Origin of the sequence: Acuticoccus yangtzensis, from assembly GCF_001927245.1 — a bacterium.
In the GTDB taxonomy this organism is placed as follows: Bacteria; Pseudomonadota; Alphaproteobacteria; order Rhizobiales; family Amorphaceae; genus Acuticoccus; species Acuticoccus yangtzensis.
Map to the genome: position 1 here is coordinate 1,064,761 of NZ_MJUX01000001.1, position 13,736 is coordinate 1,078,496.

The 13,736-nt window shown below is 69.1% G+C and carries 12 protein-coding genes; 9 read left to right on the forward strand and 3 right to left on the reverse strand.

Annotated features, from left to right (window positions below; all coding sequences use genetic code 11):
* Positions 1 to 12 precede the first annotated feature (12 nt).
* A complete protein-coding gene (locus BIX52_RS04700) occupies positions 13 to 1,233 on the reverse strand; it encodes a glycosyltransferase family protein (RefSeq protein WP_075219763.1) in 1,221 nt (406 codons plus the stop codon).
* A gap of 211 nt (positions 1,234 to 1,444) precedes the next feature.
* On the opposite strand from BIX52_RS04700, the gene BIX52_RS04705 reads away from it, so the two are divergent.
* The 6 genes from BIX52_RS04705 (at position 1,445) to BIX52_RS04730 (ending at position 8,476) form a co-directional block, all read left to right on the forward strand.
* A complete protein-coding gene (locus BIX52_RS04705) occupies positions 1,445 to 4,066 on the forward strand; it encodes an ABC transporter ATP-binding protein/permease (RefSeq protein WP_075219764.1) in 2,622 nt (873 codons plus the stop codon).
* Positions 4,063 to 4,521, forward strand: coding sequence for a cyclic nucleotide-binding domain-containing protein (locus BIX52_RS04710; protein ID WP_075219765.1), 459 nt, complete (start codon positions 4,063 to 4,065; stop codon positions 4,519 to 4,521). The genes BIX52_RS04705 and BIX52_RS04710 overlap by 4 nt, the downstream gene beginning before the upstream one ends.
* A gap of 2 nt (positions 4,522 to 4,523) precedes the next feature.
* The gene (locus BIX52_RS04715) at positions 4,524 to 5,393 is read left to right on the forward strand and encodes an MBL fold metallo-hydrolase (protein WP_281249182.1); all 870 of its coding nucleotides are present in this window, start codon (positions 4,524 to 4,526) and stop codon (positions 5,391 to 5,393) included.
* 273 nt (positions 5,394 to 5,666) lie between these two features.
* Positions 5,667 to 6,428 (forward strand): SDR family NAD(P)-dependent oxidoreductase, encoded by a 762-nt coding sequence (locus BIX52_RS04720; protein ID WP_075219766.1) that lies wholly within the window; start codon positions 5,667 to 5,669, stop codon positions 6,426 to 6,428.
* 15 nt (positions 6,429 to 6,443) lie between these two features.
* A complete protein-coding gene (locus tag BIX52_RS04725; protein ID WP_075219767.1) occupies positions 6,444 to 7,592 on the forward strand; it encodes an acyl-CoA dehydrogenase family protein in 1,149 nt (382 codons plus the stop codon).
* Positions 7,593 to 7,816: 224 nt separating this feature from the next.
* Positions 7,817 to 8,476 carry a L,D-transpeptidase gene (locus tag BIX52_RS04730; protein ID WP_075219768.1) on the forward strand — a complete coding sequence of 220 codons (660 nt, stop codon included), beginning with the start codon at positions 7,817 to 7,819 and terminating at the stop codon, positions 8,474 to 8,476.
* An 83-nt stretch (positions 8,477 to 8,559) separates the two neighbouring features.
* On the opposite strand, the gene BIX52_RS04735 is transcribed toward BIX52_RS04730, so the two are convergent.
* Positions 8,560 to 8,913, reverse strand: a complete 354-nt coding sequence (locus tag BIX52_RS04735) for a hypothetical protein (RefSeq protein WP_075219769.1) — start codon at positions 8,911 to 8,913, stop codon at positions 8,560 to 8,562.
* Between the two features lie 34 nt (positions 8,914 to 8,947).
* Between BIX52_RS04735 and BIX52_RS04740 the strand changes: the two genes are divergently transcribed.
* The 3 genes from BIX52_RS04740 to BIX52_RS04750 all read left to right on the forward strand — a co-directional run bounded on the left by BIX52_RS04740 (position 8,948) and on the right by BIX52_RS04750 (position 12,573).
* Positions 8,948 to 9,946, forward strand: coding sequence for an RluA family pseudouridine synthase (locus BIX52_RS04740; protein ID WP_083660006.1), 999 nt, complete (start codon positions 8,948 to 8,950; stop codon positions 9,944 to 9,946).
* Between the two features lie 84 nt (positions 9,947 to 10,030).
* Positions 10,031 to 11,530 (forward strand): phytoene desaturase, encoded by a 1,500-nt coding sequence (locus tag BIX52_RS04745; protein ID WP_075219770.1) that lies wholly within the window; start codon positions 10,031 to 10,033, stop codon positions 11,528 to 11,530.
* Positions 11,527 to 12,573, forward strand: a complete 1,047-nt coding sequence (locus BIX52_RS04750) for a phytoene/squalene synthase family protein (protein WP_205647693.1) — start codon at positions 11,527 to 11,529, stop codon at positions 12,571 to 12,573. The genes BIX52_RS04745 and BIX52_RS04750 overlap by 4 nt, the downstream gene beginning before the upstream one ends.
* 25 nt (positions 12,574 to 12,598) lie before the next feature.
* Here the strand turns inward: BIX52_RS04750 and recF are convergent, their stop codons facing one another.
* The gene (recF, locus tag BIX52_RS04755) at positions 12,599 to 13,726 is read right to left on the reverse strand and encodes a DNA replication/repair protein RecF (RefSeq protein WP_245803110.1); all 1,128 of its coding nucleotides are present in this window, start codon (positions 13,724 to 13,726) and stop codon (positions 12,599 to 12,601) included.
* Positions 13,727 to 13,736 lie beyond the last annotated feature (10 nt).

A 13,736-nucleotide genomic window follows, 5' to 3' on the forward strand; every position in this document is an offset into this window, starting at 1 on the left:
TCTCCCCTTCCGTCAGCGCACGAGGCTGAGGCGCTGTCCGCTGTCGCGGCGCGTGCGTTTGGCGAGGATCGCCTCGGCCCTGGCGTTGATGGTGTCAAGGCCGGACAAGAGTTCCTCGAACCCCACGGCCGAGGGCGGGGCGCGCTCCGGCAGGTCGGCGAGCGCGTCGATCATCCGGTCGACGTTGGGGTAGTCGTCGATCGGCAGGCAGGTGACGAGGCCGGCCGCCTCCGCCTTGCGGGCGCGGATCGCCTGCTCCTGGCGCGGCACCACGCGCGGCACGAGTAGGGTCGGTTTGTCGAAGGACAGGATCTCGCAGAAGATGTTGTAGCCGCCCATGCCGACGATCGCGGTCGCCTCGCTCATCAGCTTTTCGATCACCGGGGTGAAGCGGATGACGTGGACGTGGCGCAGCGCGTCGGCTCTGGTCTTGAACTCGGCCTGCTTGTCGGTCGGCATGAAGGGGCCGAGGACGATGAGGGCGGGGAAGAGCGGGCGCTCGTGCGCCTCGTAGGCTCTGAGCACCCAGTCGACCAGCTCCATCCCGTCGCCGCCGCCGCCGGGGGTGACGAGGATGAAGGGCTCTTCCTCGAAGGGGTTCAGCTCGCCGGCATCGTCGCCGTTCGGCAGGTCGCGCTTCAGGTAGCCGGTGAACAGCATCTTGTCGCGCACGGACTGGGAGACGGTGATGCCTTCCAGCGGGTCGTGAACCTCGTTCTTTCCGTAGACCCACACCTCGTCGTAGAGGTCTTCCAGCGCGGCGACGGCGTGTTTCCTCTCCCACTCGTCGGCGAGGCTGGCGGGGTCGTCCATCACGTCGCGCAGGCCGAGCACGAGGCGGGTGCCGCGGTCCTTCAGCATCTCCAGCGTCGGCTGCACTTCGCCGCGCAGGCCGAGCGGCTCCTTGTCGACGATCATGAGGTCCGGGTCGAAAACTTCGGCCGTGTGCTCGATGATGGAGGCGCGCAGGCGCAGCAGATCCTCGATGCCGAGCGAGAGGGAGTGGGACGAATAGGCGCCGTTGCGCAGCTTGATCACGCCCGGAACGCGCACGAAATCGACGCGGCTGCGAAAATCGAAGCTGCCGATGATGGGCGACCCGGACAAGATGATGACCGACAACGTGTCCATCGCCCCCACCATCGAGTGGGCGATGGCGCGGCAGCGGCGCAGGTGACCGAGACCGAACGAATCGTGAGAATAGATGAGGACGCGGGGGTGATTGTTCGGCATGTCACCTTCGACCCGGACCGCAGCCGAGACGCGGGCCTGTGAGGGATTGGGAATGCTATGCTGCACTCATCGGTACAACGCAACAATATGTGAGAGCTTTGGCCTCACGCTGCAGTCCGGTCGGCGATAGGTTGTGGCGTTTCGGCCGCCCTCGAATGGTGGCCATTTTACGATTGCGGCGCCCCGCGACGGTGCTAATCTGAAAGACACGATGGAACGCAGTCTCTTCGGCTTCATTTGGCGCTACTCCAAGCGCCAGCAGATCGTCATCCTCGCACTGACGGTGTGCTCGTTTCCTATCCTCTATATGACGCTCGAGCTGCCGAAGTGGATCGTCAACGACGCCATATCGGGTAGCGACTTCCCCAAGATGGTCATGGGGATGGAGCTGGGACAGATCCAGTATCTGGTGGCCCTGTGTATCGGCTTCCTGGCGCTGGTGGTGGCCAACAACGGCGTCAAATATGTCCTGAACATCTACAAGGGTGTGGCGGGCGAGCGCATGCTGCGGCGCCTGCGCTACATGCTCTACAACTCCATCCTGCGCTTCCGCCTGCCGCGGTTCAGGCGCGTGTCCGGCGGCGAGCTGATCCCGATGATCACCGCCGAGGTGGAGGACGTCGGCGTCTTCATCGGCGAGGCGATCGCGACACCCGCCTTCCAGGGCGGCACGCTCCTCGTCTACATGGTCTTCATCTTCGCGCAGGACGTGTTCCTCGGCGCGGCGGCCATCGCCCTCTTCCCGCTGCAGGCCTACATCATCCCATTGATGCAGAAGAAGGTGATCCGCCTGTCGCGCGAACGCATCATCAACGTGCGCGCCATCTCCGAGCGGATCAACGAAACCGTCAGCGCCGCGCCCGACATCCTCGCCAACGACACCTCGCGCTACCACCTCGCGGACCTTTCGGACCGCCTGTTCCTGAACTACCGGATCCGGCTTGCGATCTTCAAACGCAAGTTCATGATCAAGTTCTTGAACAACTTCATGAACCAGCTTCCGCCCTTCTTCTTCTACTCCATCGGCGGCTATCTCGTGATCCGCGGCGACCTCTCCTTCGGCGCACTAGTCGCGGTGCTGGCGGCGTATAAAGACCTCGCCTCGCCGTGGAAGGAGCTCCTCACCTGGTATCAGACGCTCGCCGGCGTGAACGTGAAGTACGAGACGGTGGTGGAGAATTTCGACGTCGACGACGCGATCCCGGCCGAGCGGCTCGCCGGCGGTGCCGATGCCGTCGTCGACCTCCCGGATACGACGATCGCCCTCCACTCCGTCTCGGCGAGCGCGGGCGGCAGCGGCCAGGAAATCATCGACGTCACGCTGGAGGTGAACCCCGGCGACCGGCTGGCCATCTATGGCGCGGACGGGTCGGGCCGGACCGAACTGGTGATGGCCATGGCCGGCCTACTCAGCCCGATCGCCGGGCGCAGCACCCTCGGCGGGCGCCGGCTGGACGAGCTCACCCAGCAGACCATCGCCCGCTACGTCTCCTACGTCGGATCCGACCCCTACCTCTTCAACGAGACGATCCGCTCCAACATCGTCTACGGGCTGAAGACCGACCCGGTGAACGACGACCAAGACGACCTGTCCGGCCTGCGCCGCGCCGAAGCGATGCTGACCGGCAACTCGCTGCACGATGTCGCCGCCAACTGGGAAGACCATTCGCGCGCCGGGGTGGACGCGGCAGAAGCGCTCGACGAACGCCTTCTGGAGCTCGTCACCCTGGTCGGACTGGAAGGCGATCTTTATCGCCTCGGCCTCGCCTCCTACGCTTTCGAGCGTGACGACCCGGACTTCCGCGACAAGATCCTGAAGGCCCGCGCCGACGTCGTGCGGCAGGTGCGCGAGGACAAGAGCTGGAAAGCCCTCGTCGCGCTGTGGGAACCGAAGACGCTGAACTATTCCGCCACCATCGGCGAGAATGTCCTCTACGGCGTGCCGCGCGCGGTGGGGACGCCGGTCTGGGCGGCCGCCTCCGATCCCAATGTGATCGCCGCACTGGCCAAGGCGGGCGTCGACGACCGGCTGGTGGCGATGGGCGCCGACGTCGCCGGAACGATGATCGAGCTCTTCTCCGACACCGGCGCCGACGCCTCGCTGATCGGCGACTATTCGTTCCTGTCGGCGGAGGAGATCCCGCAGTTCACCGAGCGGCTGCGTCGCCACAAGGCCGGAGAGGACCTCGCCAAGGCCGATCGCGCCGCCTTCATAGGCCTCGCCTTCCGCCTCATTCCGGGGCGCCACCGCATCGTCACCCTCACGCCGGACGACGAAAGCCGCCTCGTCGGCGCGCGCAGCGTCATTCACGACGCGCTTAAGGACGATGCAAATTATGCCCTGTTCGACTCCGGGACCGTCATTCCCCCGTTGTCGATCGAGGAGAATATCCTGTTCGGCAAGCCGCGGGTCGACAGGCGGGGGGCTTCGGACAAGATCGACGCCTTATTGAGGGACACGACGCGGGCTCTCGGCCTGCGCGACCCGATCGCGCGGGCGGGGCTGAATTTCAATGTGGGCATTGCGGGCGGACGTCTTTCGGGCGGACAGAGGCGCCGGATCGGGCTCATTCGAGCCATGATCAAAACGCCGCAGGTCCTGATCCTGGACAGCGTGGTGGACGGCGACCGGCCGCTTCTGGCGCGCGTTCTGGAGGCCTGCGGCACGACCACGGTCGTCACCGGAACCGCAGATCCCAAGGTGGCCGAAGCCATGGGAACCGTGGCCGCGATGCGTGATGGCAGGTTGGTTGCACGCGGCGGATGGGATAGCGTGAGGAACATTGCCGTGTATGGCGAAGATGACGACGCGCGGGAAAGGGAGGCGTCATGAGCATCGACACTGACGCAGCCGCTCTGCGCAAGATTCCCCTCTTCCGCGGGATCGAGGACCAGAAGCTCAGGCTGCTCGCCTTCATGTCCGAGCGGGTCCGCTTCGATGCAGGCGAAAATCTGGTCGAGGAGGGCGATTTCGGCGACGTCGCCTACATCATCCTCTCCGGCCAGGCGGACGTTTTGATCGACTCCAACAGCGGCGAACAACTCGTCGCCACCGTCAAAGAAAACGACTTCGTCGGCGAGATCGCGCTGTTGATCGACGTGCCCAGGACCGCCACTGTCCGCGCCACGTCCGAAGTCGTGGCGCTGGCGGTGACGAAGGAGCACTTCTTCAAGCTCCTCTCCAATTTCCCCGACATGGCGCTCGAGGTGATGCGGGCTCTGGCCCACCGCCTGGAGCGCACGACACGCGAGTTCGGCCGCCTGCGCGCATCGGTGACCAACTCGTGACGGTGCGGAGCCCCGAAACACTGTCGCTCACCATTTGGGGGGCGCGGGGCTCGATACCGGCCCCGGGGCCGCACACCCTGCGTTATGGCGGGGAAACCACCTGCCTTGAGATCCGCGCCGGGTCGCATGTGCTGCTGATCGATTGCGGGTCCGGTGCCCGCCGCTGCGGCGCGGCCTTTGCGCAAGAGGGCATCGAACAGCTGGACGTGCTCTTCACCCACACGCACATGGACCATCTGTGCGGCCTGCCCTTCTTCTGCTCGGCCTATGATCCGCGCGTCGAGGTCAGCCTGTGGGCCGGCCACATCCCGCCAGGCGGCACGCTGGAAGAAATCGTCGAGCGGATGATGAGCCCGCCCATCTTCCCCGTCGCCACATCCGCCTTGCGCAACACCGACTTCCGCGCCTTCAAGCCGCGCAGCACCTTCACGCTGAACTCCGGCCTCGAAGTGTCGTCGACGCGGCTCAACCACCCCGGCAACGGCTGCGGCTTCCGCATCGACTGGTGCGGCTCCTCCATCGCCATCATCACCGATCACGAGCACGGCGACGCGGTGCTCGACGACGAGATCGCCGAGTTCGTCACCGGCGCCGACCTCATGATCTACGATGCGATGTATCTGCAGGACGAGTATCCAAGATTCGTGGGCTGGGGGCACTCCACGCCGACCAAGGCGCTGGAGCTTGCGGCACGGTCAGGCGTCGCCATGCCGGTGGTGTTCCACCACGACCCGTCCCGCGGCGACGATGCGCTCGACACCGTCGCGCGGGAGATCGCCGTTCAGCATCCGGGCGCGATGGTCGCCAAAGAGGGTGAAACGATCCATCTGACCGGCGGCACTGTGGAGGTCGGCACCCGCCGCGCCGCCTGACGCGAGCCGGCCGCGCAACCGGGCCGCTTGGTGGCAGGTTCGACCGACCGCGTACAGAAGCAACGCGGGGTTGCCCCGGCTCGCCACATCCTCGCACCTCGAGCGGAACCGCCCGCTTCGCCGGATCGTCGGACGATTGGGCTTGCGGGCCGGGCACGGCATCAGGCACAGATCGGGAAAAGGTCGCGCGCCCGCTGCCGCTCTCGGGTTGCCTCCGGCTCCGGACGCCGGCGGCACCCGCGTCGCCGGTCGCCCACGCCCGAGAGGAACGCCATGAAGCTGAGCCAAGCCCCCGCCGCCGTCGTCACCGGAGGCGCCTCGGGCCTCGGCGCGGCCACCGCCCGCCGCCTCGCCGCCGCCGGCGCCAAGGTCGCCCTGTTCGACCTCGCCGACGGGTCCGCCGTCGCGGACGAAATCGGCGGCACCTATCACGAAGCGGACGTCACCAGCGAAGACAGCCTGAAGGCCGCCTTCGAAGCCGCCCGCGCCGCCCACGGCCAGGAACGCATCCTCGTCAACTGCGCCGGGATCTGCCCCGCCGCCAAGACCATCTCGCGCGGTGAGGCCCACTCCTTCGCCCTCTACGCCAAGACGATCGACATCAACCTGACCGGCACCTTCCGCACCGCCGCCCTCTCCGCCCTCGGCATGTCGACGCTGGACCCGGTGACGGCGGACGGCGAGCGCGGCGTGATTATCATGACCGCCTCCGTCGCGGCCTATGACGGGCAGGTCGGCCAGGTGGCTTACGCGGCCTCCAAGGCGGGTGTCGCGGGGCTGACGCTCCCTCTGGCGCGCGAAATGAGCCAGTTCGGCATCCGCGTCGCCACCATCGCGCCGGGCATCTTCGAGACGCCGATGCTGTCGGGCCTGCCGGAGAAGGCGCAGGCCTCGCTGGGCGAACAAGTGCCCTTCCCCAAGCGCCTCGGCAAGCCGGACGAATATGCCGACCTCGCCGCCTTCATCGTCGAGAGCCCGGTGCTGAACGGCGAGGTGATCCGCCTCGACGGCGCCATCCGCATGGCCCCGCGCTGAGCCCCGGAGAACGCCATGCTGCTGGATGATGATACCCGCATGATCGCCGAGGCGGCCCGGCGGATCGCCGCCGAGCACATCGCCCCGAACGCCGCCGCGCTGGACCGCCACGTGCCGGGCGCGCGCGAGACCTTCCTCGCCAACCTGAAGCGCCTCGCCGAGAACGGCTTCATGGCGGTCAACATCCCCGCGGCCTATGGCGGCACGGAGGCGGGCGCCACCGCCTTCGCGCTCACGGTGGAGGCGGTCGGTGCGGCGTGCGCGTCCACCGGCGTCACCGTCTCGGTCACCAACATGGTGGGCGAGGTGATCGCCTCCGTCGGCAGCGAGGCGCAGAAGGAGACCTATCTGCCGCGCCTTGCGGACGGCACCTATCCCGCGGGCGCCTTCTGCCTCACCGAGTCCGGCGCCGGGTCCGACCCCGCCGCGATGGTGACGCGCGCCCGCATGGACGGCAACGAATGGGTGCTGAACGGGGCCAAGCTCTACATCACCTCCGCCGCCTATGCGGGGCTCTTCGTGGTCTGGGCCGTCACCGATCCCGAGGCGCCCAAGGGCCGCGGCATCTCCGCCTTCCTGGTGGAGAAGGGCACGCCGGGCCTCGTCATCGGCCGCGAGGAGGAGAAGCTCGGCCAGCGCGGTTCGGCCACCAACGAGGTGCTGTTCGAGGACTGCCGCCTTCCCGCGGACGCGCTGCTGGGGCCGCTCAACGGCGGCTTCCGCATCGCCGCCGGAGAACTCGCCGGTGGGCGCATCGGCATCGCGGCGCTGTCGCTCGGCATCGCGCGGGCGGCGGCGGACGCGGCCATCGCCTTCGTCAAAGAGCGCCGGCAGTTCGGCCAGCCGATTTCCGCGATGCAAGGCCCGCAATGGATGATCGCCGACATGGAGACCGAGCTCGAGGCGGCGCGTCTCCTCATCCTCCAGGCCGCCGCGCTGAAGGATGCGGGCGAACCTTTCGGCAAGGCCGCCTCCATGGCCAAGCTCTACGCCAGCGAGGCGGCGCAGCGCGCGACCTACACCGCGCTGCAGCTTCACGGCGGCGCAGGCTACATCGCCGACCACCCGGTCGAGAGGTACGCCCGCGATGCGCGCATCACCACCATCTACGAGGGGACGAGCGAGATCCAGCGGCTGATCATCGCCCGCGCAACGCTCGCCTGACGGTGCGGTGTGGCGGCGCGCCGCAGCCTCGGCCGCCCATCGTTGCAGTTCGATCACACCTTTATGACCACGTGGCCCCGAAAGGCTCACGACACCTTGAGGCGATTGGTCCGTCGCTTGAGATCGCGCGTTAATTTCGCATCAACAGGCACTTGGACCCGGAGCGGCGTGGCGTCGCGCACCGGCGCCGCGCAAGAGGGATCACGATCATGTCGAGACACATCATGAACCGGCGGGCATTTTGCGCCCTTGGCGCGGTCAGCGCGGCCGCAGCCCTTTCCGGCTGTGTCAGCGACGGATCGTTCCAGTCGGCCGCCCTCGGCTACCGCCCGGTGCCGCAGCTGGGGTCGCCCGAGCGCGAGCCCTTCGCCATGCCGCGCGTGAACTACGAGAAGATCCCGACCACCTTCCGCCGCCAGTACGTCAACGCCACGGGCCGTTACGCGCCGGGCACGATCGTGGTCGACACGGCGAGCCGCCACCTCTACCTCATCGAGAGCGACACGACGGCGATCCGCTACGGCATCGGCGTCGGCCGTGACGGGTTCGGCTGGGGCGGCCAGGCCCGCATCGGCCGCAAGGCGGAGTGGCCGACCTGGACACCGCCGTCCACCATGATCAGCCGCCAGCCGGAGCTGCGCAAATGGGCGACCGGCATGCCCGGCGGCCCGGCCAATCCGCTCGGCGCACGGGCGATGTACCTCTATCGCGGCGGCCGCGACACGCTCTATCGCCTGCACGGCACGAACGATCCGTCGTCGATCGGCCAGGCGATGTCGTCCGGCTGCATCCGCATGCTGAACACTGATGCGATCGACCTTTATGAGCGCGTGAAGGTCGGCGCCACCGTGGTGGTGGTCCAGGGCCAAGCCGTCACGGTCTGAGCCGTCACGGTCTGAGCCGCCTCTCACGACGGGTGCGAGGCCGGCGGTTCTCCGCCGGCCGTCTTGTCACTCAGGCGCCGCCCTCACTCCGGCGCGCTCGCAGGAGCGGCGCCGGTCAGGTCGAAGCGGCGCATCACCACACCGTCAGACATCCGCCGCACCTCGATGCGCGGCGTGTCGCCGCCGATGGTGAGCACCAGCGTGCCGTCCCCCACCGCGACGCTGCGCAGATCGTCGGGCGCGACGTCCAAGATGACGGGCGTGTCGTCAGGGCGCGCACTGTTCTGCGAGATGCGGTAGAAGACCGCGATCGCGACAGCCGCGAAGCCGAGCACCATGATGCCGGACGACACCAACAGAAGGCGCACCAGCTTGCGACGAACCCGCTCCACCGCCGGATCGAGCGGCTCTTCCTCTTCAACCTCGGGTGACGACACCAGTCCTCCTGCCGCGCGCGGCGATGATGAGTGGATGGCCGGCGCCGACGAAGGCGACGAGCCGGATGAGGCGGACGGCGAGACCTTGACCCTGAGCGGCAGCGGGCGCGCCGATGCGCTCCTTGCCGCAGCCAGTGGCCTCAGCCGCACCCGCGTGCAGGCGCTGATAAAGTCAGGCGCCGCAAAACTCAACGGTGCCGCCTTGACCGACCCCGCGGCGCGTTTGCCGGACGGGGCGGAGGTGACGCTTCTCGTACCGCCCCCCGCCCCTGCCGAGCCGATCGCCGAGGCCATCCCCCTCACCGTGCTCTACGAGGACGACGCGGTGCTGGTGCTGGACAAGCCCGCCGGCATGGTGGTCCACCCCGCCGCGGGCCACGCCACCGGCACGCTGGTCAACGCGCTGCTGCACCACTGTGCGGGCTCGCTGTCCGGCATCGGCGGCGTGGCGCGGCCCGGCATCGTCCACCGGCTGGACAAGGACACGTCCGGCGTCATGGTGGTGGCGAAGTCGGACGCGGCGCATCAGGCGCTGGCCGCCCAGTTCGCCGACCATGGCCGCACCGGCCCGCTGAGGCGCCGCTACCACGCCTTCGCCTGGGGCACGCCCTTCCCGGCGGACGGGGTGATCGACAAGCCGCTCGGCCGCCACCCGCAGGACCGGCAGCGCTTCGCCGTGCGCAAGGACGGAAAAGAGGCCATCACCCACTACCGCCTCGTGCGCGAGCTGGGGCCGGTGTCGGAGCTGGAGCTGGAGCTGGAGACCGGCCGCACGCATCAGATCCGCGTCCACATGACCGCCATCGGCACGCCGCTGGTGGGCGATCCGGTCTACGGCACGGGCTTCGCCACCAAGGCCAACCGGCTCGCCCCCGCGGCGAAGGACGCGGCGGTGGCGCTCGGCCGTCAGGCGCTGCACGCCGCGCACCTCACCTTCGCCCACCCGCTGACGGGCGAGGTGATGGCGTTCGACGCCGACCTGCCGGACGACCTCGCCGCCTTCGCGGACGCGCTGACCGCGACCGAAGGCTGAGCCGGCGCTGAGGAGGACAAACTGCGCATTGGCGCGCGCCCTCCCCTCCGCTACTTCCCCCTCATGGCAGAGGGAGGCGAGGTCATGGAACGCGCGGTTGTGATCGGGGCGGGGTTCGGCGGGCTCGCCCTCGCCATCAGGCTGCAGTCGGCCGGCATCCAGACCACGCTGGTGGAGGGCCGCGACAAGCCGGGCGGGCGCGCCTACGTCTACCACGACGCCGGCTTCACCTTCGACGCCGGCCCCACCGTCCTCACCGACCCCACCTGCCTGGAAGAACTCTTCGCCCTCTCCGGCCGGCGGATCGACGATTATGTGAACCTCCTGCCCGTCTCCCCGCTCTATCAGCTGAAGTGGGACGACGGCACGGTGTTCAACTACGTCAACGATCAGGACGAGCTGGAACGCCAGATCCACGCTCTGAACCCTGCCGACGTGGAAGGGTATCGCCGCTTCCTCGCCTACTCCAAGGAGCTTTTGGAGGAGGGCTATGTGAAGCTCGGCGCGGCGCCCTTCCTGTCGGTGGGCTCCATGCTGCGTGTCGCCCCGCAGCTCGTCCGCCTGCAGAGTTTCCGCACGCTCTATGCCCGCGTGGCGCATTTCATCGCCCACGAGAAGCTGCGCGAGGCCTTCTCGTTCCACACCCTTCTGGTGGGCGGCAACCCGTTCGCCACCAGCGCCATCTACGGGCTGATCCACGCGCTCGAGCGGCGCTGGGGCGTGTGGTTCGCCAAGGGCGGCACCGGTGCGCTGGTCGCGGGGCTCGTGCGGCTGTTCGAGGATCTGGGCGGCACCGTGCGCCTCTCCGCCCCCGTCGCCGCGATCGAGACGGAGGGGAACCGCGCCACCGGCGTGCGGCTGGCGAGCGGGGAGGTCCTGCCCGCCACCATCGTCGCCAGCAACGCCGACGTGACGCACACCTACAAGACCCTCTTGGGTGAGACGGAGCGTGGCCGGGCCGAGGCGCGGCGGCTGGAGGCCAAGCGCTACTCCAACTCGCTGTTCGTGATCTATTTCGGCCTCGACCGGGAGGTGCCGGCCGATTTGGAGCACCACACCATCCTGTTCGGGCCGCGCTACCGCGAGCTGATCGCCGAGATCTTCCGCGGGCCGGAGCTGCCGGAGGACTTTTCGCTCTATCTCCACGCCCCGTCGAAGACCGACCCCTCGATGGCGCCGCCCGGGCAGAGCGCCTATTATGTGCTCGCCCCCGTGCCGCATCTCGGCGCGGCCGCGATCGATTGGGAGACCGAAGGGCCGCGCTACCGCGACGCGATCCTGGCCGCGCTGGAGGAGAAGGCCATTCCCCGCCTGCGCGAAACCCTGGTGACGTCGCGCATCTTCACCCCCGCCGATTTTGCGCGCGAGCTGAACGCGCACCTTGGCTCGGCCTTCTCGCTGGAGCCGATCCTGACCCAATCCGCCTTCTTCCGCTGCCACAACCGCGACGATGTAATCGAAAACCTCTACTTCGTCGGGGCGGGGACGCATCCGGGTGCCGGTGTGCCCGGCGTCGTCGGCTCCGCCAAGGCGACCGCCGGGCTTGTGCTGGGCGAACGCGGGACGCGGATGGCGGCGGAGTGACGGGAGGCGCGCCCGCAACCCCCGCAGCCGAGGCCGGCGCTGGCGGAGGCGCTGGTGCCGCGGAGCCTAGTGCCGCGGACCCTGGCGCCGGGGCGCGTGGTGCGGCGGACGGCGTTGCCGCGGAGCGCGCGGCAGCCGCCCGCGCCACGATCGCGAAGGGGTCGAAGAGCTTCGCCGCCGCCTCTACGCTGCTCCCGGCCGCCCTGCGCGACGATGTCGCCCGCCTCTACGCCTGGTGCCGCCACGCCGACGATGTGATCGACGGCCAGGAGATGGGCCACGGCGAGCGCATCGTCGCCGACCCCGCCGCGCGCCTCGCCGAGCTTCGGCGCCTCACCGATGCGGCGCTGGGCGGCGCACCTGTGCCGCCGGTCTTCGCCGAGTTCGCCGAGGTCGCCCACCGACACGGCATCACCCGCCGCCTCGCCTTCGACCACCTGGACGGCTTCGCCATGGACGTCGCCGGCACGCATTATGAGACCGCCGACGATCTCTGCCGCTACTGCTACGGCGTTGCCGGTGTCGTCGGCGTGATGATGGCCCTCGTCATGGGTGTGGCTCCCGGCGACGAGGACACGCTGGACCGTGCGTGCGACCTCGGCCTCGCCTTCCAACTCACCAACATCGCCCGCGACGTCGCCGCCGACGCCGCCACCGGCCGCGTCTACGTGCCCGCGCAATGGCTGGCGGCCGCCGGCGTCCCCGCGACACCCGCAGCCGTGCGCGATCCTGCCAACGCCGCCGCCGTCCACTCCTGCGCCGTCCGCCTGGTCGACATGGCCGAACCCTATTACCGCTCCGCCGCCGTCGGCGCCGCACGCCTGCCGTTCCGCTGCCGCTGGGCCATCGGCGCCGCCGCCCGCGTCTACCGCGCCATCGGCACCCGCCGCCGCGCCGCCGGGCCGGATGCGATCGCGACCCGTGTCGGCACGTCGAAGCTGGAGAAGGTCGCGCTCATCACCGCCGCCTTCGGCAGCGCCGCTGTCCGCTCTCCAGCTCCCTTCCCGCGTGACGGCCTCTGGACACGCCCCGGCCACGCTTGAACCCCGCCAAACCTCTCGAAAACGTTCAGCCGGCCGGGGTAATCGCGCCCGCCTCGACGCGGAAACGGTCGGCGCGGTTGCCGAGCGCGGTGAACAGGCTGTCGTCGGTGCCGGTCATGAAGGTCTGCGCGCCGAGGCCCTCCAAGGTGTCGTAGAGCGCGGCGCGGCGGCCGGGGTCGAGATGCGCCGCCACCTCGTCCAGCAGCAGAATCGGCGTCTCGTTCGTCACCCGCGTCACCAGCGCCGCGTGGCCGAGCACGATGCCGATGAGAAGCGCCTTCTGCTCCCCCGTGGAGGCCAGCGACGCCGGCATGTCCTTCTCCACGTGCGTCACCGAAAGGTCGACACGGTGCGGACCCGACAGCGAGCGCCCGGCACCGCGGTCACGCCCCCGCCCCTCGCGCAGACGGCGCAGGAAGGCCGGGCCGTCCGCGTCTCCCTCGTCGCCGGAAAGGCCCAGCAGCGCCTGCGGGAAGTCGCCCCCCGTCGCCGCGCGCACCGCCTGCGCCGCGTTCAGCTTGATGACGAGGTCGAGCCGCGCCGCCGCCATCGCCGAGCCGTGCTCGGCCATCTCCCGCTCTACCGCCTCGTACCAGTTCGGGTCGTTCACGCCGTCCTCGAACATCTTGTTGCGCTGGCGCATGGCGCGCTCATAAGCGCTCGCGCGGCGGCCGTGATACGGGTGAAGCGCCAGCGCCAAACGGTCGAGGAACCGGCGGCGGTCACTGGTCCCGCCGGTGAAGAGCCCGTCCATCGCCGGGGTGAGCCACAGGATCCGCGCGATGCCGGTGAGATCGTCGGGCCGCGCATCCGCACCGTTCACCCGCACGATGCGGCTCCCCTCGCCCTGCAGGCCGGTGCCGATCGCCGTCTCCTCGCCCGCCTTGTCGATCCGCGCGGACACCGCCCACCCGGTCTCGAACGGCGCGCCCTGGCGCACCATCGCCTTGTACGTCGCGCGGCGCAGCCCCCGGCCGGGTGACAGCAGCGAGATGCCTTCCAGCACGTTCGTCTTGCCGGCGCCGTTGGGGCCGAACAGAACGACATGGTCGCGCCCGGCAGAAAGCTGCGCGGCGGTATAGTTGCGGAAATTGGAGAGGCCGAGGCGCGTCAGACGGACGTGCGCGGGCGGCTTCGGCTCGGGACGCAGCAACGCGGCGCCT